At 70.6% G+C, this 20,580-nt stretch carries 19 protein-coding genes; 10 read left to right on the forward strand and 9 right to left on the reverse strand.

Annotation, left to right across the window (positions count from 1 at the left end):
* Nucleotide 1: 1 nt before the first annotated feature.
* The 3 genes from QNO11_RS12135 to QNO11_RS12145 all read right to left on the reverse strand — a co-directional run bounded on the left by QNO11_RS12135 (nucleotide 2) and on the right by QNO11_RS12145 (nucleotide 3,391).
* Nucleotides 2–1,795: a glycoside hydrolase family 15 protein gene (locus QNO11_RS12135; RefSeq protein WP_257508025.1), complete on the reverse strand. Its 1,794-nt coding sequence runs from the start codon at nucleotides 1,793–1,795 to the stop codon at nucleotides 2–4.
* Between the two features lie 183 nt (nucleotides 1,796–1,978).
* Nucleotides 1,979–2,536, reverse strand: coding sequence for an NYN domain-containing protein (locus QNO11_RS12140; RefSeq protein ID WP_257508024.1), 558 nt, complete (start codon nucleotides 2,534–2,536; stop codon nucleotides 1,979–1,981).
* 75 nt (nucleotides 2,537–2,611) lie between these two features.
* A complete protein-coding gene (locus QNO11_RS12145; protein ID WP_257508023.1) occupies nucleotides 2,612–3,391 on the reverse strand; it encodes an isocitrate lyase/PEP mutase family protein in 780 nt (259 codons plus the stop codon).
* Nucleotides 3,392–3,483: 92 nt separating this feature from the next.
* Here QNO11_RS12145 and QNO11_RS12150 point away from each other — a divergent pair, with 92 nt between their 5' ends.
* The 3 genes from QNO11_RS12150 (at nucleotide 3,484) to QNO11_RS12160 (ending at nucleotide 5,566) form a co-directional block, all read left to right on the forward strand.
* Entirely contained in the window at nucleotides 3,484–3,897 is a 414-nt protein-coding gene (locus QNO11_RS12150; protein WP_257508022.1) for an HNH endonuclease, read from the forward strand.
* A gap of 126 nt (nucleotides 3,898–4,023) precedes the next feature.
* A complete protein-coding gene (locus tag QNO11_RS12155) occupies nucleotides 4,024–4,443 on the forward strand; it encodes a DUF3054 domain-containing protein (RefSeq protein WP_257508021.1) in 420 nt (139 codons plus the stop codon).
* A 79-nt stretch (nucleotides 4,444–4,522) separates the two neighbouring features.
* On the forward strand, nucleotides 4,523–5,566 hold the full coding sequence (locus QNO11_RS12160; protein WP_257508020.1) for an LLM class flavin-dependent oxidoreductase: 1,044 nt from the start codon (nucleotides 4,523–4,525) through the stop codon (nucleotides 5,564–5,566).
* Here QNO11_RS12160 and QNO11_RS12165 read toward each other — a convergent pair.
* Nucleotides 5,563–6,180 (reverse strand): TetR/AcrR family transcriptional regulator, encoded by a 618-nt coding sequence (locus QNO11_RS12165; protein ID WP_257508019.1) that lies wholly within the window; start codon nucleotides 6,178–6,180, stop codon nucleotides 5,563–5,565. The genes QNO11_RS12160 and QNO11_RS12165 overlap by 4 nt on opposite strands.
* Nucleotides 6,181–6,297: 117 nt before the next feature.
* Between QNO11_RS12165 and QNO11_RS12170 the strand changes: the two genes are divergently transcribed.
* Nucleotides 6,298–6,873, forward strand: coding sequence for a dihydrofolate reductase family protein (locus tag QNO11_RS12170; protein ID WP_257508018.1), 576 nt, complete (start codon nucleotides 6,298–6,300; stop codon nucleotides 6,871–6,873).
* On the opposite strand, the gene QNO11_RS12175 is transcribed toward QNO11_RS12170, so the two are convergent.
* On the reverse strand, nucleotides 6,837–7,322 hold the full coding sequence (locus QNO11_RS12175; protein ID WP_257508017.1) for an ASCH domain-containing protein: 486 nt from the start codon (nucleotides 7,320–7,322) through the stop codon (nucleotides 6,837–6,839). The genes QNO11_RS12170 and QNO11_RS12175 overlap by 37 nt on opposite strands.
* A 132-nt stretch (nucleotides 7,323–7,454) precedes the next feature.
* Here QNO11_RS12175 and QNO11_RS12180 point away from each other — a divergent pair, with 132 nt between their 5' ends.
* Nucleotides 7,455–9,113: a catalase gene (locus tag QNO11_RS12180; RefSeq protein ID WP_257508016.1), complete on the forward strand. Its 1,659-nt coding sequence runs from the start codon at nucleotides 7,455–7,457 to the stop codon at nucleotides 9,111–9,113.
* 122 nt (nucleotides 9,114–9,235) lie between these two features.
* On the opposite strand, the gene QNO11_RS12185 is transcribed toward QNO11_RS12180, so the two are convergent.
* Nucleotides 9,236–10,156: a diacylglycerol/lipid kinase family protein gene (locus QNO11_RS12185; RefSeq protein WP_257508015.1), complete on the reverse strand. Its 921-nt coding sequence runs from the start codon at nucleotides 10,154–10,156 to the stop codon at nucleotides 9,236–9,238.
* A gap of 119 nt (nucleotides 10,157–10,275) precedes the next feature.
* Here QNO11_RS12185 and QNO11_RS12190 point away from each other — a divergent pair, with 119 nt between their 5' ends.
* On the forward strand, nucleotides 10,276–10,890 hold the full coding sequence (locus tag QNO11_RS12190) for a helix-turn-helix transcriptional regulator (protein ID WP_257508014.1): 615 nt from the start codon (nucleotides 10,276–10,278) through the stop codon (nucleotides 10,888–10,890).
* Here the strand turns inward: QNO11_RS12190 and fdhD are convergent, their stop codons facing one another.
* Together fdhD and moaA are read right to left on the reverse strand one after the other, a co-directional pair.
* Nucleotides 10,891–11,727: a formate dehydrogenase accessory sulfurtransferase FdhD gene (gene fdhD / locus QNO11_RS12195; RefSeq protein WP_257508013.1), complete on the reverse strand. Its 837-nt coding sequence runs from the start codon at nucleotides 11,725–11,727 to the stop codon at nucleotides 10,891–10,893. It lies immediately after the preceding gene.
* A 16-nt stretch (nucleotides 11,728–11,743) separates the two neighbouring features.
* Nucleotides 11,744–12,808, reverse strand: coding sequence for a GTP 3',8-cyclase MoaA (moaA, locus tag QNO11_RS12200; RefSeq protein ID WP_257508733.1), 1,065 nt, complete (start codon nucleotides 12,806–12,808; stop codon nucleotides 11,744–11,746).
* 176 nt (nucleotides 12,809–12,984) lie between these two features.
* Between moaA and QNO11_RS12205 the strand changes: the two genes are divergently transcribed.
* The 4 genes from QNO11_RS12205 (at nucleotide 12,985) to cydC (ending at nucleotide 18,942) form a co-directional block, all read left to right on the forward strand.
* Nucleotides 12,985–14,415, forward strand: a complete 1,431-nt coding sequence (locus QNO11_RS12205) for a cytochrome ubiquinol oxidase subunit I (protein WP_257508012.1) — start codon at nucleotides 12,985–12,987, stop codon at nucleotides 14,413–14,415.
* A gap of 9 nt (nucleotides 14,416–14,424) precedes the next feature.
* Complete coding sequence (cydB, locus tag QNO11_RS12210; RefSeq protein WP_257508011.1) at nucleotides 14,425–15,456, forward strand: cytochrome d ubiquinol oxidase subunit II; 1,032 nt, start codon at nucleotides 14,425–14,427, stop codon at nucleotides 15,454–15,456.
* Between the two features lie 97 nt (nucleotides 15,457–15,553).
* Complete coding sequence (gene cydD, locus QNO11_RS12215) at nucleotides 15,554–17,260, forward strand: thiol reductant ABC exporter subunit CydD (RefSeq protein WP_257508010.1); 1,707 nt, start codon at nucleotides 15,554–15,556, stop codon at nucleotides 17,258–17,260.
* Nucleotides 17,257–18,942, forward strand: coding sequence for a thiol reductant ABC exporter subunit CydC (cydC, locus tag QNO11_RS12220; RefSeq protein WP_257508009.1), 1,686 nt, complete (start codon nucleotides 17,257–17,259; stop codon nucleotides 18,940–18,942). The genes cydD and cydC overlap by 4 nt, the downstream gene beginning before the upstream one ends.
* A 480-nt stretch (nucleotides 18,943–19,422) precedes the next feature.
* Here the strand turns inward: cydC and QNO11_RS12225 are convergent, their stop codons facing one another.
* Nucleotides 19,423–20,505: a DUF4190 domain-containing protein gene (locus QNO11_RS12225; RefSeq protein WP_257508008.1), complete on the reverse strand. Its 1,083-nt coding sequence runs from the start codon at nucleotides 20,503–20,505 to the stop codon at nucleotides 19,423–19,425.
* Nucleotides 20,506–20,580: the final 75 nt, after the last annotated feature.

Genomic DNA, 20,580 nt, shown 5'->3' on the forward strand with positions numbered 1-20,580 from the left:
GTCAACGGCCGCGGAGCTTGTGCTCCGGGACGAGCTCGCGGATGGTCAGGGCGGCGCTGAGGAACCCGAGATGGCTGAGCGCCTGTGGGGTGTTGCCCCAGGCCGAGCCGTCGGTCTCATCGATCATCTCGGCGTAGATGCCCACGTCGTTGGCGGTGCCGACGAGGGCATCCATGAGTTCCAGCGCCTCGTCATGCCGGCCGACGCACGCCATGGCGTGCGCGCGCCAGAACGCACAGGCGACGAAGGTCTTCTCGATCTGGTCGGCGCCGGTGAAGCGGTACAGCAGCGGGCCCGCACCGAGCTCGGCGGTGAGGGCGTCGATCGTCCGAGACATCCGCTCGCCGCGATCGAATCCGCTCGCGGCGTGAAGCAGCACCGAGGCGTCCAGGTCGTCACCGTCGGCCACCGCAACGTAGGCGCCGCGTTCCTCCGACCAGCAGCGCTGTTCGATCCACTCACGGATGCGATCGCGCTCGGCCTGCCACCTCGCGGCACTGCCCGGGATCACACCCGCCTCGGCGAGCCAGACGGCATCGTCCAGCGCCTTCCAGCAGCCCATCTTCGAGGACGTGTAGTGCTGCAGTTCGGGGAGCTCCCACATACCGGAGTCGGGGTTGCGCCACAGGTCGCAGGCGCGGTCCGCGATGCCGGCGAGCATGCGTCCCGTCCCGGTGTCGAGCACGTTGCCGGCTTCGACGTAGGTGCGGCAGATCGCCATCAGGTCGCCGTAGACCCCCAGCTGCAACTGCTCCTTGGCCGGGTTGCCGGTGACGACCGGACCGATGCTGTGCCAGCCGGGCACGTCGGCCGTGGTCGGGGCCGGAACGAGGGCGCCGTCGAGCGTGTACATGACGTGCAGGTTCGGGCCGTGGGCGCGGATCGTCTGCAGCATCCACGACAGCGCCGCGTGCGTCTCCTCCCGCAGTCCGAACCGCACCAGCGCGTGCGCGGTGTAGGCGAGGTCCCGCACCCACGCGAAGCGGTAGTCCCAGTTCTTGCCGCCGCGCGGGCTCTCCGGCAGCGACGTGGTCGCGGCGGCGGCGATCGCACCGGTGGGGCTGTAGATCAGCAGCTTCAGCGCGAGCGCGCTGCGCTGCACGTGTGCGTCCCAGGGTCCGTCGTAGGAGAAGACGCGGGACCACATCCGCCAGTTGGCGATGGTGCGATCGATCCCCTCGTCGGCGGCGTGCGGGTCGGGGAACGGCAGCGGCTCGTCGTGCGTCGCCGCGATCGCCACGAGGTGGCGCGACCCCGGCGATGTGGTGAATGCTCCCGCGAGCACCGGTCCGGCCGCGCCGTCGTCATCGGGCGCGGACGGGCCGTGGTCGAGTCCGACGACGCTCATGCCGGTGCGGCCGCAGCGGATCACGGCGCCGTGCGGGGTCTGCTCGATCCACGGCGACGCCGTCTGCAGCGAGGTGCCGGGGCGCACCGCCCATGCCATGGGCACCTCGCCTTTCACCCCGTCCACCCGTCGCGCCAGCTCCGCCCACGGCAGACGTCCCGCGACGCCCGAGACGAGCGCGTCGGTCACCCGCACCACGCCGTCCGCGGTCGTGAAGGTCGTCTCGAGCACATTGGTCTCGGGGACGTAGCGCCGCCGCATCGTGAACTCCGCCGCCGGGGCGAGCTCGAAGCATCCGCCGGTGGAGTCATCGAGGATGCGCGCGAACACCGCGTCGGAGGTCAGTTCGGGCAGCGGCATCCAATCGATGCTGCCGTCGGAGCCGACCAGAGCGACCGTGCGGCCGTCGCCGATCGGGGCGTACGACTCGATCGGCTGACATGTCACGCTTGCTCCCTCTCGCCCTGGATGCATCCAGTCTTGGCGAGAGCGCCGGAGGGCGCCTGCGGGTTGACAACCGCGCCGGGGCCGTGCGATCCGCGCGCGGGCGCCGCGGCACCGCTGCCCCCGTGGGATCGCTGTCACGAATGGTCGCGCGCGGCGACGATACGTGACAGGTGAACCAGTGCGTCAGCGCAGGAACTGCAGCGGGTCGAACTCCTCGATCGGGATGACCCGGATCCGCGGCAGCGCGGCGTCGAACGCGCCCGCATCGAACTCGAGGTCGTAGGTCTCCAGTCCCGGGATGCCGACGAAGCCGCTGCTGCGGAACTCCCCGAAGCCGAGCACGCCCAGGCGGCGATTTCCGTCGGCGAGCGCGCCGAGGTCCTCGACGAAGTCGCCGTCGTGGCTGACGAGCATGACGTCTTCGTCGCGGTCGCGCAGTGCACGCAGCGTCCGCTGGATGGCGATGTCGACGATCTTCGCGTCTGCGGGACCCGACAGCGGCACCGGCTCATAGCCGAGCGCGACGAGAGCCTGCACGAACGTCATGGGCAGGTTCGTCGTCGCGTTGAGGAAGAACAGTCCGCGCGTGGGCTGCTGCCAGGTGCGCGCGACGAACGAAAGGATGCGATCCCAGCGGGGTCGCTCTTCAGGCTGGGGCCGTCGGCCGAGGATCGATCCGCCGAGCGTCGCGTCGATGTTCTCGCCGTCGACCAGCACCCATGCGCCCTGTGCGTCGCTCACTGCGACCTCCCTGCGACGCTGTACGAAACGCCGCTTCGATCCTATGGCCGCAGACGGCTCCGCCCGTCGCGCCGGTCAGTTCAGCGCGCGCGTGCCGGCGGGGATGACGCCGTCGGCGTAGAGGCTCGTGGCGAGGTCCTGCAGCGCGGTGAGCGCAACGCGCTGCGTCATCGGACCGTACGAGATGCGCGCGACACCGAGCGCCTCGTACTCCGCCGCCGTCAGCGCGCCCGGAGCGCCGATGACGCTGACCTTGCGCTCGCCGATGCCGTCGACCAGCTGCCGTGTGATGTCGGCATCGAGCGGGCCGGGCACGAAGACGACATCGGCGCCGGCATCGAGGTAGGCGCGGCCCCGCTCGATCGCGTCGGCGATCGACTGCTCGACCGGCCGGTCGCCGGCGCGCACGAACGCGTCGGTGCGCGCGTTCAGGGCGAGGGGCACGCCCTCGGCCTCGCCGGCGGCGACGATCGCCGCGACGGCGGCGACGGATTCGGCCAGCGGCTTGAGCCGGTCCTCGACGTTCGCGCCGACCACGCCCACGCCGATCGCGCGGCGCACCGTCTCGCCCGGGTCGCCGAACCCGGCATCCAGGTCGGCGGAGACCGGCAGGTCACCGGCGACGGCGACGATGCGCCCGACCATGTCGAGCATCAGCTCCAGCGGGATGTTCTCACCGTCCGGGTACCCGAACGTCGCGGCGATCGAATGGCCCGCGGTGGCGATGGCCCTCGTCTCGGGCAGGGCGATGATCGCCTTGGCGGACACGACGTCCCACACGTTCACGACGCGGAGGATCTCGGATGCCGCATGCAGTTCGGACAGGGTCTGCGCGCGCTGCGCCTGGGTGATCATTTCCCTACGCTAGCCGCGCCCGGCGGGCTCGGGCCAGGGCGGGTGCCGCGCGCCACCGGCATCCGTCGCCCTCTGCTGGTTACCCTGGCGACATGGCCGTTCGTCAGACCCGTCGCGCCCGCGCGCAGCGCCGCCGCGTGAAGCGGGTGGCGGCGTCGGGCAGCGATCTGACAGACGCGCAGTGGTTCCGCATTCTGGATGCCTGGGCGGCCTGCGCCTATTGCGGCGCCGACGGCGCGGGGTTGCAGCGCGACTGCGTGCTGCCGATCTCCCGCGGCGGCCGGTACACGATCGACAACGTCGTGCCGGCGTGCCGCTCGTGCAACGCGAGCAAATCCAACGACGAAGTGACCTCATGGATGCGGCGCCGGCGCCTGGATGAGCCGGCGTTCCTGCTGCGCTGGCGGCAGATCGTGCTGGAACTGGTCGCGGAGACCGCCGAGGTCGTCGAGGTCGAGCCCGAGCCCGCCGCGCCCGCAGCCCCCGCAGCTTCAGGTGGCAGCTGATGCCACTTCCCCCGCGCTGAAGCGGCACGAACTGACACCTGAACGCCCCGCACCTGCGGCCGCACCCCGAAGCTGACGCCAGTGTCGCGTGCTGGGGCCGCTGTAGCCGTCGCCGACAATGGAGGCATGACCCGCTCCGCCCTCCTCGCGTTCACCCTCGATGCCCTGCTCGTCATCGCGTTCGCCGCGTTGGGGCGCGCGAGCCACGAGTCCGACGCTTTCGGCTTGGGCCTCATCACGACCGCGTGGCCGTTCGTCGTGGCGCTCGTGGTCGGCTGGCTCGTGCTGCGCGCGTGGCGGCGCCCCGCCGCGCCAGTGCGCAGCGGCCTGGGCATCTGGGCGATCACCGTCGCCGGCGGCATGCTGCTGCGCGTGCTCAGCGGACAGGGCACCGCGCTGCCGTTCGTGATCGTGGCGACCCTCACCCTGTTGTTCCTGCTGGTGGGCTGGCGGCTCATCGCGGCCGCGGTGCGGCGGCCCCGCCGCGCCCGCGTCGCTCGGTCGACGCAAACGTCCCCCACCGGCCCCGCAACCGGCCGTTCGTGACGACCGAACCGACAGCCCCCGAGCCCGCACGAACCCGACGCACCGGAATGGATGCCGCGCGGCATCCGTTGCACTGAGAATGCAACGCTTCGGAACGCTCTCGTTCGGCCACTACGGTCCCCTGGGCCAGGGCCGGCAGCTGACCGCCGGCGATTCGATGCGCCAGGCCATCGACCTCGCGCAGGGGATGGATGACCTCGGCGTCAACGGCACCTACTTCCGCGTGCATCACTTCGCGCGGCAGCAGGCCTCACCGATGCCCCTGCTCTCGGCGATCGCCGCGACGACCAAGCGCATCGAGGTCGGCACCGGTGTGATCGACATGCGCTACGAGAACCCGCTGCACCTGGCCGAAGAGGCCGCCGCGGTGGACCTCATCAGCGACGGCCGCCTCGCCCTCGGCGTCAGCCGCGGGTCACCGGAATCCGTCGTGCGCGGCTACGAGGCGTTCGGGTACACCGGGTCGACCGATCCCCGCGGCGCCGACCTCGCCCGCGCACACTTCGACCTGTTCCTGCGCGCGATCGACGGCGAAGGCCTGGCCCAGCGCGACCCGGAGAGCCCCTTCGGCGGCGGCACCGGGATGCAGCGGGTCGAGCCGTACTCCCCCGGCCTGCGCTCGCGCGTGTGGTGGGGCGCCGGCAACCGCGACAGCGCGCAGTGGGCGGGCACGATGGGCGTGAACCTGATGTCCTCCACGCTGCTGACCGAAGACCGCGGCGTGCCGTTCGACGTGCTGCAGGCCGAGCAGATCGACGCGTTCCGCGCCGCGTGGCGCGAGGCCGGTCATGCCGGCGAACCTCGCGTCTCGGTGAGCCGGTCGATCTTCCCGATCACCACCGCAGAGGACGAGCTGTACTTCGGGCACTCCGCCGACAGCGAGGGCGTCGGTTACATCGACGGCATCCGGTCCAGGTTCGGCAAGACCTACGCGGCCGCGCCCGACGTGCTCGTTGAGCAGCTGCTGCAGGATGCCGCGATCGCCAGTGCCGACACCCTCATGCTCACGATCCCGAGCCAGCTGGGTGTCGAGTTCAACCTGCGCATCATCGAGTCGTTCGCGAAGTACGTCGCGCCCGCGCTCGGATGGCAACCGACCACGCAGCCGACCACCCAGGCCTAGCCCTCACGGCGGATGCCCGCGATCACGTCGTCGACCGCTTGCGCGGCGAGCGGGCGGAGATCCGCGGGATCCTGACCCCGCAGCGGCCCGTGGATGGCGAGTTCGGCAAAGCCGTGCACGGTGGACCAGCACGACCATTCCGCACCCGCGCGCCGTTCGGCGCTCAACAAGCCGGCCGCGACGAGGCCGTCGAGAGCCTCCCGCAGCAGCTGGAGTGGCGGGGGTGTGCGGCCATCCGGGCGCACGATGCCATCGGGCGCGAAGAAGGCGAGCTGGAACCAGCCGGGCTCGTGCAGCGCGAACTCGATGTACCCCATGCCCACGCCCCGCAGCCGGGCAACGGCACCGTCGACGGAATCATCGCTCTCCCCGGCATCCATCCGTTCGCTCATGGACTGGGCCATCTCGTCCTGGATCCTCGCGGCCACCGCAGCCAGGAGTGCCTCGCGATCGGCGAAGTGCCGGTACGCCGCTCGGGCTGTGACTCCGGCCCGGCGCGTGGCCTCCCGTAGCCGCAATGCCTCAGGGCCGCCGGCGCGCGTCAGTTCCAGCCCGGTTTCGACCAGCGCCGCGCGCAGGTCGCCGTGGTGGTAGCTGCTCTTCGTCGTCTCCACCGCACCACCTCCTGACCTCTTGACGCGTGACACAGACGAGTCTACCGTGCATGTACACACCGTAGACATCATTGACCCGACGCGTTCAAGAGCCGATGGCAGAGGAGGAATCGTCCCATGGGTCTTCTCACGTTCAGCATCAACGTCACCCTGGATGGGTGCGTCGACCACGAGGAGGGCATCGTCGACGACGATACGCACGCTCTTTTCACTCGCCTGTTGGACGAGAGCGGCGCCATGCTCTGGGGCCGCACCACGTACGAAATGATGGAGAGTTACTGGCCGGCCGTCGCACGAGGCGACGTCGATGCGCCGCCGGCGATGCGCGCGTGGGCGACCACGCTGGAGGCCAAGCCGAAGTACGTCGTGTCGTCGACGCGAAGCGACTTCCCGTGGCACAACAGCCACCACGTCACCGGCGATCTGCGCTCGTCGGTGCAGGAGCTCAAGGACCGGACTCCGCGCGGAGTGCTCGTCGGCAGCGGCAAACTCGCGACGGAGCTGGACCGACTGGACCTGATCGACGAATACCGGTTCCTCATCCATCCCATGATCACCGGCCACGGCCCCACCCTGTACCAGGGCGGACTGCCCGGCACCCGACGCCTCGAACTGATATCGGCGGAGCCGCTGCGCAACGGCGCGATCGCCGCGCGCTATCGACGCGCGGCTACCGACGCCGCCGGCGGATAGAGCAGGCGGAACCGTTCGCACACGACCGGCATGTCCGGCTCGTAGCCGCGCGGGTTCTCGGAGTGATTCCGCCAGTACCGCTCGTGCACCTCGCGCCAGTGCGCGAGCGTGCGATCGCCCTCGCCCTCGGCGTGCGCGTGCTCCGCGTCGACCTCGTCGAACGGGACGGTGCGGATGCGCGTCGTCTCGATCACGGCGCGGGGCGCACCCTCACCGTCGAGGATGATGCTGAACTCGCCCTCCTGCGGCAGCGGATCGCCGGATTCCTGGTAGTCCCAGAGGGAGGATGCCGTGCCCGTCTTCACTCCGGCGAGCACAAGCGCCAGCAGTTCATCGGCGTGCGCGGGCGTGGCTCCGAACGCCCACGCCTCGGGGAGCGTCTCCGGCAACTGCGGCAGCTCTGCGCGGCATCCGGCCCAGAAGTCATCGACGGAAACGCGCTCGGTCACCCACCCAACCTAACCCGCGTAGGCGCCGAAACCGGGTTTGGCAAGTGCCTGCGCCCATCGCCGGGCGCAGGTAGCGTCGCTGCCAAGACACGGCAGTCCCCCACCCGGGACGCCATGAACGAAGGAAACACCATGACCGACGTATCGAGCCAAGGTTCCGCGGAAGGTGACGACCGACCGGTGCTGACCACCCGTCAGGGTCACCCCGTTTACGACAACCAGAACCAGCGGACGGTCGGGGCGCGCGGCCCCGCGACGCTGGAGAACTACCACTTCCTCGAGAAGATCAGCCACTTCGACCGCGAGCGCATCCCGGAGCGCGTCGTGCACGCGCGCGGCTTCGTCGCGTTCGGCTACTTCGAGGCCACCGGCATGTGGGGCAACGAGCCGATCTCGCAGTTCACCCGCGCCAAGCTGTTCCAGCAGCCCGGCAAGCGCACCGACCTCGCCGTGCGCTTCTCCACCGTCATCGGCGGCCGCGACTCGTCCGAGACCGCCCGCGACCCCCGCGGCTTCGCGGTGAAGTTCTACACCGAAGACGGCAACTGGGACCTGGTCGGCAACAACCTCGGCGTCTTCTTCATCCGCGACGCGATCAAGTTCCCCGACGTCATCCACTCCCTCAAGCCCGACCCGGTCACCTTCCGGCAGGAGCCAGGCCGCATCTTCGACTTCATGTCGCAGACCCCCGAGTCGATGCACATGCTGATGAACCTGTTCAGCCCGCGCGGCATCCCGGCCAACTACCGCACCCAGCAGGGGTTCGGCGTGAACACCTACAAGTGGGTGAACGAGCAGGGCGACACCAAGCTGGTGAAGTACCACTGGATCCCCAGTGTCGGCGTGCACTCCATGACCGAAGCGGATGCCGCAGCGGTGCAGGGCGGCGACCTCGGGCACGCCTCGAAGGACCTCTACGAGGCCATCGAACGCGGCGAATACCCGGAGTGGGAGCTGCGCGTCCAGATGATGGATGACAACGACCACCCCGAGCTGGACTTCGATCCGCTGGATGACACCAAGCTGTGGCCGGAGAACGACTTCCCGCCCAAGACCGTCGGCAAGATGGTGCTCAACCGCAACGTGTCGAACCACTTCGCCGAGAACGAGCAGATCTCCTTCGGCACCGGTGTGCTGGTGGACGGCCTGGACTTCTCCGACGACAAGATGCTCGTCGGGCGCACGTTCTCGTACTCCGACACGCAGCGGTACCGCGTCGGCCCCAACTACCTGCAGCTGCCGGTGAACTCGCCCAAGAACGCCCGGGTGGCCACCAACCAGCGCGATGGGCAGATGGCCTACTACCAGGACAACGCCGGCGAGAACCCGCACGTCAACTACGAGCCGTCGATCACCGGTGGGCTGCGCGAAGCGCAGTACCCGACCGCGGACGAGCAGGGGCCCGAGATCGTCGGTCGCCTCACGCGCAAGCGGATCCCGCGCACGAACGACTACACCCAGGCCGGCCAGCGCTACCTCCTCATGGAGGACTGGGAGCGTGACGACCTGGTGCGCAACTTCGTCGAGCTGATCTCGCAGGCCGCCCGCGAGGTGCAGGAGCGCATGCTCTGGCACTTCTACATGGTGGAGGACGACCTCGGCCGTCGCGTCGGTGAAGGGCTCGGCATCACGCTCGATGAGGTCAAGGACCTGCCCCCGCTGCAGTCGCAGACCCTCAACGAGGATGAACTGGCCCGGCTGGGGAACCTCGGCAACAACGGTCCCCGCGATGTCACCGGGCTGGTCATGACGCACTGCGTCCCCAACACCCGGGCGAACATGGTCGGCTGACCCGACGGAGTCCTACCCAAGACAGGAGGACTCACCGACACAGGACGATTTCGACAGAAACGTCCTGTACCGGTGAGTCCTCCTGTTTTCGTGAGCGCGGTAGGGCGGGCGGATGCCGCGGCTCAGCGCCGCACGAGCAGCGCGCCGGGCTGGATGGTCGCGAGGATGTCGGCGGTGCTCCCCACCTCTTCACCGTCCACCTCGAACGGCAGCGGCGTGGGCAGGGTCACCCGCACCGACGTCGCCTGGCGGTGCCGGGTGGTGGCGGTGTCGACGGCCGCGTCGTCGCGGGCGACCGCTCGACGGATGCCGTTGTCCCAGACGACCGACTTCAGCGCATCCAGCCACTGCAGGCCCTCCGGGCCTTCGCCGCCCACCAGCACGATGTCCAACAGCCCATCGTCGGGCTGAGCGTCGGGGAGGATGCGCAAGCCGCCCTGCACCATGCCGCAATTGCCGATGAGCACGGTGTGGGCGGGTTCGGTCACCGGCAGGTCCGCGTCGAACACGATCGTCGCGTCCACGAGATCGGTCGCGGCCATCGCGCGGCCGAGCGCCCCAACGTAGGCGAGCCAACCCGCCTTGTCCTTGGCGTCGTCGTCGGTCTCGGCGAGCATCTGCGCATCGATGCCGAACCCCACCATGACGAGGAAGATGAACTCGTCGCCGCGGTCGCCCAGTTCGAGGTGACCCACGTCCAGCGGGGAGTCCTCGCCGTCGATCGCACGGGCCAGCGCCGCCGCCGGGTTGCCCAGGCCGATCCCGAGGTTGCGCGCCAGCAGATTGCCGGTTCCGGCGGGCACGATGCCCAGCGGCACATCGGTGCCGGCCAGCGCCGCAGCGACATCGCGCACGGTGCCGTCACCGCCGGCTGCCACCACCAGGGTGCACCCGTCTTCCAGTGCGGTGCGGGCGAATCCCTGCCCGGCATCCGCAACGGTGGTTTCGTACCAGCGCACCTCGACCGGTTCCCGGCGCGTGGCCAGGGCGTCTTCGAGCACGGAACGGTCCACTTTCGTGGGGTTGAAGACGATACCGATCATCCCCCCACTCTGGTGGAGCAGCGGCCCAGACGCCAGCCGACACCCCATCACAGGACCTTGCCGCCACTCCGGCAAGTTGATGAGTGCGGTCAGACCACATTCCGTGAATAATGGGGACCGTGACGACAAAGGCAGCAGGGTACAGCGCCATCTCCAGCTACTCCCGAGTGGAGATCCTGCACCGTATTCAGGAGAATCCGCAGCGCACCGTGACCGACCTCGTCGGCGCCACAAAGCTGCATGCGAACACGGTGCGCGAGCACCTGCACCGCCTGCTCGACGACGGCTACATCGTGTCGCAGGTCGAGCACCGCACCACTCGCGGCCGGCCACGCGTGCTGTACAGCGCCGCCGACGGCGCCGGGTCGTCCAGCCCCGTCCAGCAGCGCAAGGTGAAAGAAGCCGCCCACCGCGGTGACCTGATGCGCCGGGTGCTCCCCAGCGAGCTGCCGCCGGAGCTGACCACCGAGGCGCTGCACCAGGTGGACGCACTGGTGGAGAACCTCGTCGACGCCGGGTTCGACCCCATCGTCGACGAATCCGACCTCACGATCGACCTCACCCCCTGTGCGCACGCCGAAGTGCAGGCCGCGCACCGTCAGGTGCTGTGCTCGGTACACCTCAGCCTCATGCAGAGCGTCATCGCCCAGGCGGGCGGCCCGCTCACCGTCGACGGCATGCGCTCCTCGTGCGACCCGCGCGACTGCATCGTGCAGCTGTCGGCGCGGGGCTGATCAACCCGTCTTCACCCGCTCGGGGTGCGCGTAGACGTTGAACGTCTCGCCCCGCGAGAACCCGACGAGGGTCAGGCCCGACGCCACCGCGAGATCGACGGCCAGCGACGACGGCGCCGACACGGCGGCCAGCATCGGGATGCCGGCCATGACCGCCTTCTGCACCAGCTCGAAGCTCGCCCGGCCCGACACCTGAAGCACGGTACCCGTCAGCGGCAGCCGGCCCTGCTGCGCCGCCCACCCGACGACCTTGTCGACGGCGCTGTGCCGCCCGACATCCTCGCGCACCACCAGCGCCCGGCCGGTCGCCGCCTCGAACAGTCCGGCGGCGTGCAGCCCGCCGGTCTTGGCGAACACCGCCTGCTGCACCCGCAGCTCGTCGGGGAGGCCGGCAAGCACCCGGGCGTCGATGGATGCCGCGTCGGCGGCGACGTCGTAGGACGAGACGGTCTCCACCGCATCGATCGACGCCTTGCCGCACACCCCGCAGGAGCTGCTGACGAAGAAGTTGCGGTCCCGCTGCGGCACCGCCACATGCGGGGCGAGGGTCAGATCCAGCACGTTGTACGTGTTGCCGGTGTCGCCTCCCCCGGTCCCCGGGCCGCCGCAGTGGATCGCCGAGCGCAGGTCGTCACCGCGGGAGATGATTCCCTCCGAGATGAGAAAGCCCGTCGCCAGCTCCACGTCGTGGCCGGGCGTGCGCATCGTCACGGCCAGCGGCACTCCCCCGACGCGGATCTCCAGCGGCTCCTCCACCGCCAGCACGTCGACGCGGCGCACCTCGCCCGCACCCACGGTGACCTTGACGATGGGCTTGCGTGCCGTAATCCGTCCCATGCGCACATCGTAGGCGTCAGCCGCCGATGGCGTTCATCCCCCGAGCCGGCTGCAGGAACGACGGGTCGTTGATCGCGTGGCCGGGCAGCTTGCCGTGCACGCACGCGCGCAGCACCCGCTCGATCGCGGCATCCATCGGCTCCGCACCCTGCTCGCCCGCCGGCCGCAGCGTCGGCATGAGGTCGTACTCCGCGGTGGAGAACAGGCAATTGCGCAGCTGGCCGTCGGCAGTCAGGCGCAGCCGGTCGCAGTCGCCGCAGAAGGGTGCCGTCACCGACGCGATCACCCCGACCGTCTGCGGGCCGCCGTCCAGCAGCCACCGCTCGGCGGGGGCGCCGCCGCGACCGGGCACCGGCGTGAGCGCCCACCGCGTGGCGAGCGCGGCGAGGATCTCCTCGCGGGTCACCATCTGCGCACGATCCCAGGTGTGCCCGGCATCCAGCGGCATCTGCTCGATGAACCGCAGTTGCGCGTCGTGCGCGAGTGCGAACTCCACCAACTGCACCATCTCGTCGTCGTTCACCCCGCGCATCGCGACGGCGTTGAGCTTGAGCGGCCGCAGCCCCGACGCCTGCGTGGCGCGGATGCCGGCCAGCACGTCGTCGAGCCGGTCGCGTCGGGTCAGCGCCGCGAACCGGTCGCGGTGCAGGGTGTCGATCGAGACGTTCAGCCGCTGCAGTCCCGCCGCCATCAGGTCCGGCAGCAGCTCGGGCAGGCGGATGCCGTTGGTGGTCATCGCCAGCTCCACCGGCGTGCCATCGGGCCCGGTGATGGCGGCCAGCCGGCGCACCACCTCGACGATGTCGGTGCGCAGCAGCGGCTCGCCGCCGGTGAGGCGGAACGTGGTGATGCCGACGCCTGCGGCCACGCGGGCGATGCGCTCGATCTCGTCGAGCGAGAGGATGCCGCTGCGCGCGAGCCACTCGTTGCCCTGCTCGGGCATGCAGTAGGTGCAGCGCAGCGAACAGCGGTCGGTGAGGGAGATGCGCAGGTCGCGGTGTACGCGGCCGAACGTGTCCGACAGCGGCCCTGACGACCGCTCGCCGAGGGGCGCGACGCCCGTCGTCGGGCGCACGCCGATGGCGACCGATGTCACCGTCACGACAGTGTGTCCGCAATCACGATTTCGAGGGTACTCTCGTAACTGGACTTTGTGGTCTGACCACAGCCGGGATTATTCACGGCTGGTCGCCCTTCAAGCGCACGAAAACCGCGGATACCTTCAGCCCGAAGGAAACCGCACGAGGGAGGACTCCGATGGATTTTCTGGATCCACTGCTGCTGGCCCGGTGGCAGTTCGGACTGACCACGCTGTACCACTACCTCTTCGTGCCGCTGACGCTGGGCCTGGTGCTGGTCGTCGCGATCTTCCAAACCGCGTGGCACCGCACGGCGAACATCGCCTGGCTGCACCTGACGCAGCTGTTCGGCAAGATCTTCCTCATCAACTTCGCGATGGGCGTCGTCACCGGCATCGTGCAGGAGTTCCAGTTCGGGATGAACTGGTCGTCGTACTCCCGGTTCGTCGGTGACGTCTTCGGCGCGCCGCTGGCATTCGAAGGCCTCATGGCCTTCTTCTTCGAAGCCACCTTCATCGGGGTCTGGATCTTCGGGTGGAACAAGCTCCCCAAGGCGCTGCACCTGGCATCCATCTGGATGGTGGTGTTCGGCTCGACCCTCTCGGGGTACTTCATCCTCGCCGCCAACGCCTTCATGCAGAACCCGGTGGGGTACGAAATGGCCGCCGACGGCGGCAGGGCCGAGATGGTGGACTTCTGGGCGGTCCTGACCAACCCCGTCGTCCTGGCCGCCTTCCCTCACACGATCTTCTCCGCATGGATGTTCGCCGCCGCCGTCGTCATCGCCGTCAGCGCGTGGCACCTGCGCCGCGGTCAGCACCTGGTGACACTGCGCAAATCGCTGCGGTTCGGCATGTGGTTCATGATCATCTCCTTCATCGGCGTCGCCATCTCGGGCGACCAGCTGGGTCTGGTGATGGTGGAGACGCAGCCGATGAAGATGGCGGCCGCCGAAGCGCTGTGGGAGAACGCCTGCGGCGCGGATGCCTCCTTCTCGCTGTTCTCCCTCGGCACGCCCGACGGCTCCGAGGAGATCTGGTCACTGCGCGTGCCGTACCTGCTGTCGTTCCTGTCGACGCACACGTTCGACGGCTGCGTCGAAGGCCTCAACGACCTGCAGGCGCTGTACACCGAGCAGTTCGGCGACGGCGTGGACTACATGCCCGTCGTCTGGGTCACCTACTGGTCGTTCCGCTGGATGATGGGCCTGGGCGGCGTCGCCACCCTCATCTCGGTCGCCGGCCTCTGGGTCACCCGCAAGAAGGCGACCCGTCCGGTCGCGGACTGGATGTGGCGGGTCGCGATCTGGTCCGCGCCGCTGCCCCTGCTGGGGAGCCTCGTGGGCTGGGTCTTCACCGAGATGGGCCGCCAACCCTGGATCGTGTTCAGCCTCATGCTCACCGAGGACGGCGTCTCGCCGAACGTCCCCGGCTGGACGGTGCTGATATCGCTCGTCGCGTTCACCCTGATCTACGCCGCCCTCGCGGTGGTGGAGTTCGGGCTGATCCTCAAGGCCGCACAGAAGGGTCCTGATGCGGTGCCGGATTCCGGCGTCGACGGCCCCGCGGAGCCGGTACCCCTCGAAGACACCCCGACGACGGTCTACTAGGAGCACGTCATGGATCTCGCCTATCTCTGGTTCTTCATCGTCGGAGTGCTGTTCGTCGGGTACTTCGTGCTCGACGGGTTCGACTTCGGCGTGGGCATGTCGCTGCCCTTCCTCGGCAAGGACGAAGTCTCCCGCCGCCAGGTGATCAACACCATCGGCCCGGTCTGGGACCTCAACGAGACCTGGGTCATCGTCGCCGGGGCGTGCCTGTTCGCGGCGTTCCCGGAGTGGTACGCCACCCTGTTCAGCGGGTTCTACCTGGCGCTGCTGCTGATCCTGCTGGCCCTCATCCTCCGCGGCGTCTCGTTCGAATACCGCCACCAGCGCGACAGCCTCCGCTGGAAGCGGGGCTTCGACAAGATGATCATCATCGGCTCGGCCGTGCCGGCGTTGCTCTGGGGTGTCGCCTTCGCCAACATCGTGCAGGGAGTGCCCCTGGATGCCGACCACGAGTTCGTCGGTTCGCTGCTGACCCTGCTCAACCCGTACGGGCTGCTGGGGGGCCTGACCACGCTGCTGCTGTTCTTCACGCACGGCGTCTACTTCGTCGCGCTGAAGACCGACGGCCAGGTGCGCACCGACGCCCGGGCGCTGGCGGCGAAGTCCGGCCTGCTCACCGTCGTCGTCGCCGCGATCTTCCTGGTGTGGACGGTGGCGATGGCCGCCGGCGGCGGTGCCCCGCTGCTGATGCTGTCTATGGCCTGCGCCGTCCTCGCCGCGGTGCTGCTGATCGGCTCCGTCATCGCCAACCGGCGTGACCGGGAAGGCTGGGCCTTCGGGTTCGGCGCCGGCACCGTGATGTTCGCGGTGCTGACCCTGTGGCTGGCGCTGTTCCCCAACGTCATGCCGTCCACGACCGACCCGGCATTCAACCTGACGATCGAGAACGCGTCCAGCACCGACTACACCCTCACGATCATGACGTGGGCTGCGGTGATCTTCCTGCCGCTGGTGCTGCTGTACCAGGGCTGGACGTACTGGGTGTTCCGCAAGCGCGTCATGCGCTCGAGTATCGAAAAGGCCGCCGCGACGGTGCACTGAACCCTGACCGTCCCGGTCGCGGGCCGCGCGAGTCGCGCGCCGGACCGGGGCGGTCTGCTGTGCCGGCGCGTCGGGCACACCGTGGGAGGATCGAATCATGGCTTCGCAGGACGCGGAAGCACCACCGCGCGCGGGCGGCCGGCCCCTCGACCCCCGGCTGCTGACATACGCGCGCGCATCGCGGGCGTTCTTCTTCGTGATCGGGGCGATCGGGCTCGCCCAGACGCTGGTCATCGTCGCGTTCGCCTGGCTGCTGACCCGCGCGATCGTCGGCGCGATCGACGGGATGCCGTGGGGTGAGCTGTCCGGCATCCTCGCCGCCCTCGCCGGCGTCGTCGCGCTGCGCGCGCTGCTGCTGTGGTTGCGCGAAGTCGTCGCCGCCCGCGCGTCCGCCCGGGTGCAGGCCCAGCTGCGCGCGAACCTCGTCGAAGCCGTCGACACGCTGGGACCGGGGTGGCTCGCCCGTCACAACTCCGCCCACCTCGCCGTCACCGCCGGCCGGGGCCTGGATGCCCTCGACGCGTACTTCGCCCGCTACCTCCCCCAGCTGGTGCAGACGGCGCTGGCCACCCCGCTGATCATCCTGGTGATGTGGTGGATGGACTGGGTCTCGGGACTGACCGTGGTGCTCACCATCCCGCTCATCCCGTTCTTCATGATCCTCATCGGCATGGCCACCCGCGCCGTGCAGGACAAGCAGTGGCAGACGCTGCGGCAGCTGGCCGCGCGGTTCGCCGACACCGTCCGGGGGCTTTCCACCCTCACCGTGTTCGGCCGCCAGCATCGCGCCGTCACCTCGATCCAGCGCGTCACCGAGCGCTACCGCGACGAGACGATGCGCGTGCTGCGGGTGTCTTTCCTCTCCGGCTTCGCGCTGGAGTTGCTGGCGAGCCTGTCAGTGGCGATCATCGCCGTGTCGATCGGCTTCCGGCTGCTCGACGGCGAGCTGGCGCTGCTGGTCGGCCTGTTCGTGCTGCTGCTCGCGCCGGAGGCCTACCTGCCGCTGCGGCAGGTGGGAGTGCAGTTCCACGCCGCCGCCGAGGGCATCTCGGCCACCAACGACGTGTTCGCGGTGCTCGACGAGGCCCGCGCGGCACGCCGCGCCACAGCGACGGATGCGGGATCGGACGGCGCCGCTTCGTCGGCCCCCGAGCCCACCACAGTGGCATCCGGAGTGCTCGTACTGCGCGACCTGCGGGTGCGCTACGGCGATCGCGTGCTGCCGCCGGTGGACCTGGTGGCCCACGCCGGCGAACTGGTGCTGCTGGAAGGCGCCAGCGGCGCCGGAAAGTCCAGCGTGTTCGCGGCCCTGCGAGGAGCAGCCGAGTTCGACGGCGAGGCGACGCTGGGCGGCACACCGGTGACCGAACTGTCGCCGCATCGGTGGCTGGGCTGGGCCGGGCAGCGCGCCGGGCTCATCGCCGGCACGATCGCGGACAACGTCGCCCTCGGTGACGACACCTCCGACTCCGCGACGATCCACCGGGCGCTGGACCTCGCCTGCGCCGAGGACCTGAACCCCGACTACGAGCTCGGTGTGCAGGGCGCGGGACTGTCGGGCGGGCAGGCGCAGCGCGTCGCCGTGGCCCGCGCGATCCACCGGCAGCTGCGCGGCACGGCATCCGTGCTCGCGCTGGATGAGCCCAGCGCCGCGCTGGATGCCGAGACCGAGGAGCGGCTGTGGCTGAGCCTGCGGCGCATGGCCGACCAGGGCGCGATCGTGCTGCTCATCTCGCACCGCACGACGGCACGCGCGTACGCCGACCGCATCGTGCGCCTGGATGCCGCGGAGGTGCCGGCATGACGATGCAGCCGACCCGCCGGGCACCGTCCACGACCGCCGCGGACGTGCTGCGCGGCGCGATGCCGCCGTGGCGTCGCTTCTGGCGCGCCGCGGCATCCGGCGTCGCCACCGAGGCATCCGCCGTCGCCCTGCTCGCCGTCAGCGCCTGGCTCATCGTGCGGGCCAGCGAACAGCCCGCGGTGATGTACCTCACCGCCGCGGTCGTCGGGGTGCGCGCGTTCGCGCTCTCGCGTGCCGCGTTCCGGTATCTGGAGCGCCTCACCGCCCACGATGCGGCGCTGCGCCAGCTCGCCACCACGCGCACCTCGCTCGTGCGCCGACTGATTCCGCTGGCCCCCGACGGGCTCACCCGCACGCGGCGCGGCTCGGTGCTCGGCGCCCTCGTGGACGACGTCGACGACCTGCAGAACCTGCCGCTGCGGGTCGTGGAACCCCTCGTCGGATCGGCGGTGGTCGCGATCGCCGCCGTGGTGTTCATTGCGTTCGTGTCGTGGCCGGCCGCCCTGACGCTGCTGGGCTGCCTGCTCCTGGCCGCCGTCGTCGCGACGGTGTGGGGCTGGGCCGCCGGCGGACGGGCCGAGCGGGCCATCGCGCCGTTGCGTGCCACGCTCGCCGACGCCGTCACCGATCACCTCGGCAGCCTCGACGTGCTGCTGGCCTACGGCGCCGAGTCCGCCAGTCGTGCCCGCATCGCCCAGGCCGACGCCGCCGTGCGCCGAGCTGTGGTGCGCCGGGCCGGCGCGCAGGCGGCAACCACGGCGATCGTGTCGCTGCTGGCCGGTGCCGCCTCGATCCTCGCGGTCATGGTGACGGCTCCGGATGCCGCCACGCTCGGCGGTCCCGCCCTCGCGGTGGCCGTGCTGGTACCGATGGCGGTGTTCGAGGTGTTCGGCGCGGTGCCGCTGGCCGCCGCTTCGTGGCGGCAGGTGCGCGCGTCTGCCGAGCGGATCGCCGACGCGGTGCCCGACGGCATCCCCCCCGGACTCGTCCGCGACGACGTGCCGGCCACCGGCCAGGCGCCTGCACTGGGCGATGGCCTGCGACTGCGCGGGGTGTCGGCGAAGTGGCCGGGTGCCGCGGAGCCCTCGCTCAGCGGAGTGGACCTGGACGTGCACGCCGGGGAACGGCTGCTCGTGGTGGGTTCCAGCGGCGCGGGCAAGACGACGCTCGCACACGTGCTGGTGCGGTTCCTGGAGTGCACCGGCACGTACGAGATCGGCGGCCGGTCGGTGCGCGAGCTGTCCCCCGACGACGTGCGGCTGACGGTGGGGCTGTGCGAGCAGCAGCCGATGCTCTTCGACGAGGACATCCGGCAGAACCTGCTGTTCGCCCGCGACACCGCAACCGACGACGAGCTGGTCGCTGTGCTCGAGCGCGTGGGTCTGGGCCCGTGGCTGGTCGAGCGCGGCGGCCTGGATGCCCGCGTCGGCGAACGCGGCGCCCTCGTCTCCGGCGGTCAGGCGCAGCGCATCGCGCTGGCCCGGGCGCTGCTGCACGGTTTCCCGGTGCTGGTGCTCGACGAACCCACCGCGGGAGTGGACCCCGCGGCATCCGATGCACTGCTGACCGACCTGCTGCAGGCGGTCTCGCCCGAGCAGGCGGTCGTGCTGATCTCACACGTCACGGCGCCGGCAGGCCTGGTCGATCGGGTCGTACGGCTCGACAGCGGCCGGCTGCGCTGACGCTCGCGTTCGATCGTCGCGCACGCCCCCTCGTTGGGGCCAGGGTGGGCCGTGTGCGCCGACCGAATCGGCCGCAGGATGCCTCGGTCGTCACGAACGTCCCCGAGTCGGCCGCGGGAGGGCCGTTTGCGACGACCGGACAGGACGGGGCCTCGGTCGTCACGTATGCCCCGGAGTGGGCCGCGACACGGCCGTGTGCGCCGACCGAATCGGGCGCAGGATGCCTCGGTCGTCACGAACGCCCCCGGCGTCGGCCGCGGGAGGGGCATTTGCGACGACCGGACAGGACGGGGCCTCGGTGGCCACGTATGCCCCGGAGTGGGCCGCGACACGGCCGTGTGCGCCGACCGAATCGGGCGCTGGATGCCTCGGTCGTCACGAACGCCCCCGGCGTCGGCCGCGGCGGGGCCGTTTGCGACGACCGAGCGCGTGCGCAGGAGGCCTTGGTCGTCACGAACGTCTCCGGCGTGGTGGCCGGGGTCAGCCGAGCAGCAGCACGAGCGCCGTCATGGTCGCCGCGGCCACCGTGAGCGCGGCGAGGGCGTACCCGACGACGAGGCCGGCGCGGGCGTAGCCGCGGCCGGGTTCGCCGGTGGCGGCCACTTCGCGCAGCGCGAGGTGGCCGAAGACGATCCCGAGCGGCGCCAGCACGAACGCGAAGACCAGCGCGAGGAGGGCCTTGGCGTTGACCGCGGCCGCGACCGCCGATGCGGGGGCGGATGCCACGGGGTAGGAGCCCGCGGCATCGGCGGCACTGCGGTTCGGCAGTGCCGGGCGCTCCGGTACGGCCGACTGGGCCTTCGCCGCGGCCTCGCCTGCTGCGGATCCGACGGCGATCGCCTCCGCCCGCTGCGGGCCGACCGGGGCGAAATCAGCGCGATGCATCGTGTGGGCGGCGGCGGCGTCCAATGCGTCACCGGGCGCGGAGGCGTCGGTGACCCACCAGGGCTGCGGTTCGGCAGCAGTGACGCTCAGCGCAGCCGCGGCGGCGCGGGCGGCCGCCAGTTCGGCGGTCGACACGGTGGCGTCGGCCGCGGCGTCTTCCACTCCGGCCGGGGTCCACGGGACGCGATCGGCTGCGGCATCCGTCACCAGGCGGACGGCCTCCGTCATGGGACGGCCCGCCTCCGTCAACGGACGGCCCGCATCCGTCACCAGGCGGCCGATGGCTGTCACGGGACGGACGGCGCCCGGCGCCGCATCGGCGCTCTGGCCCCGCGCGGACCCAGCGGCGACCGCCGCGCGCCAGGCGGCGGCATCGGCGGAGTACGCCAGCGGATGCGCCCCGGAATCGCGGCGCCTGCCAGCGATCAGGTCGGTGAGCCCGGCCACCTGCGGTGGCGATCCGGGGGTGCGCGGGGGTCGGCGGGTGGCTGCGACGATGCCGGCCCACTCGATGAGAGCCGGATACGCCTGCGGATGCTCGGCGATCTGCTCGGCGTAGTCCGGGTACGCCGCCGCGATCGCGGCGAGATCGTGCGCAGTCGTCTCCGCCCGATGCAACGCCGTCCAGGCGTCGGCTGAGTCCCACCCGGCGGCGGGCGGCACGGTGACGGCGGTCATCGGGTACCTCCTGGCATCTAGTGCACCATTGCACGCGCAGCCAGGCGATGGGGAGATCTCCCCATCGCGGCAGCG

The organism is Microbacterium sp. zg-B96, from assembly GCF_030246865.1.
In the GTDB taxonomy this organism is placed as follows: domain Bacteria; phylum Actinomycetota; class Actinomycetes; order Actinomycetales; family Microbacteriaceae; genus Microbacterium.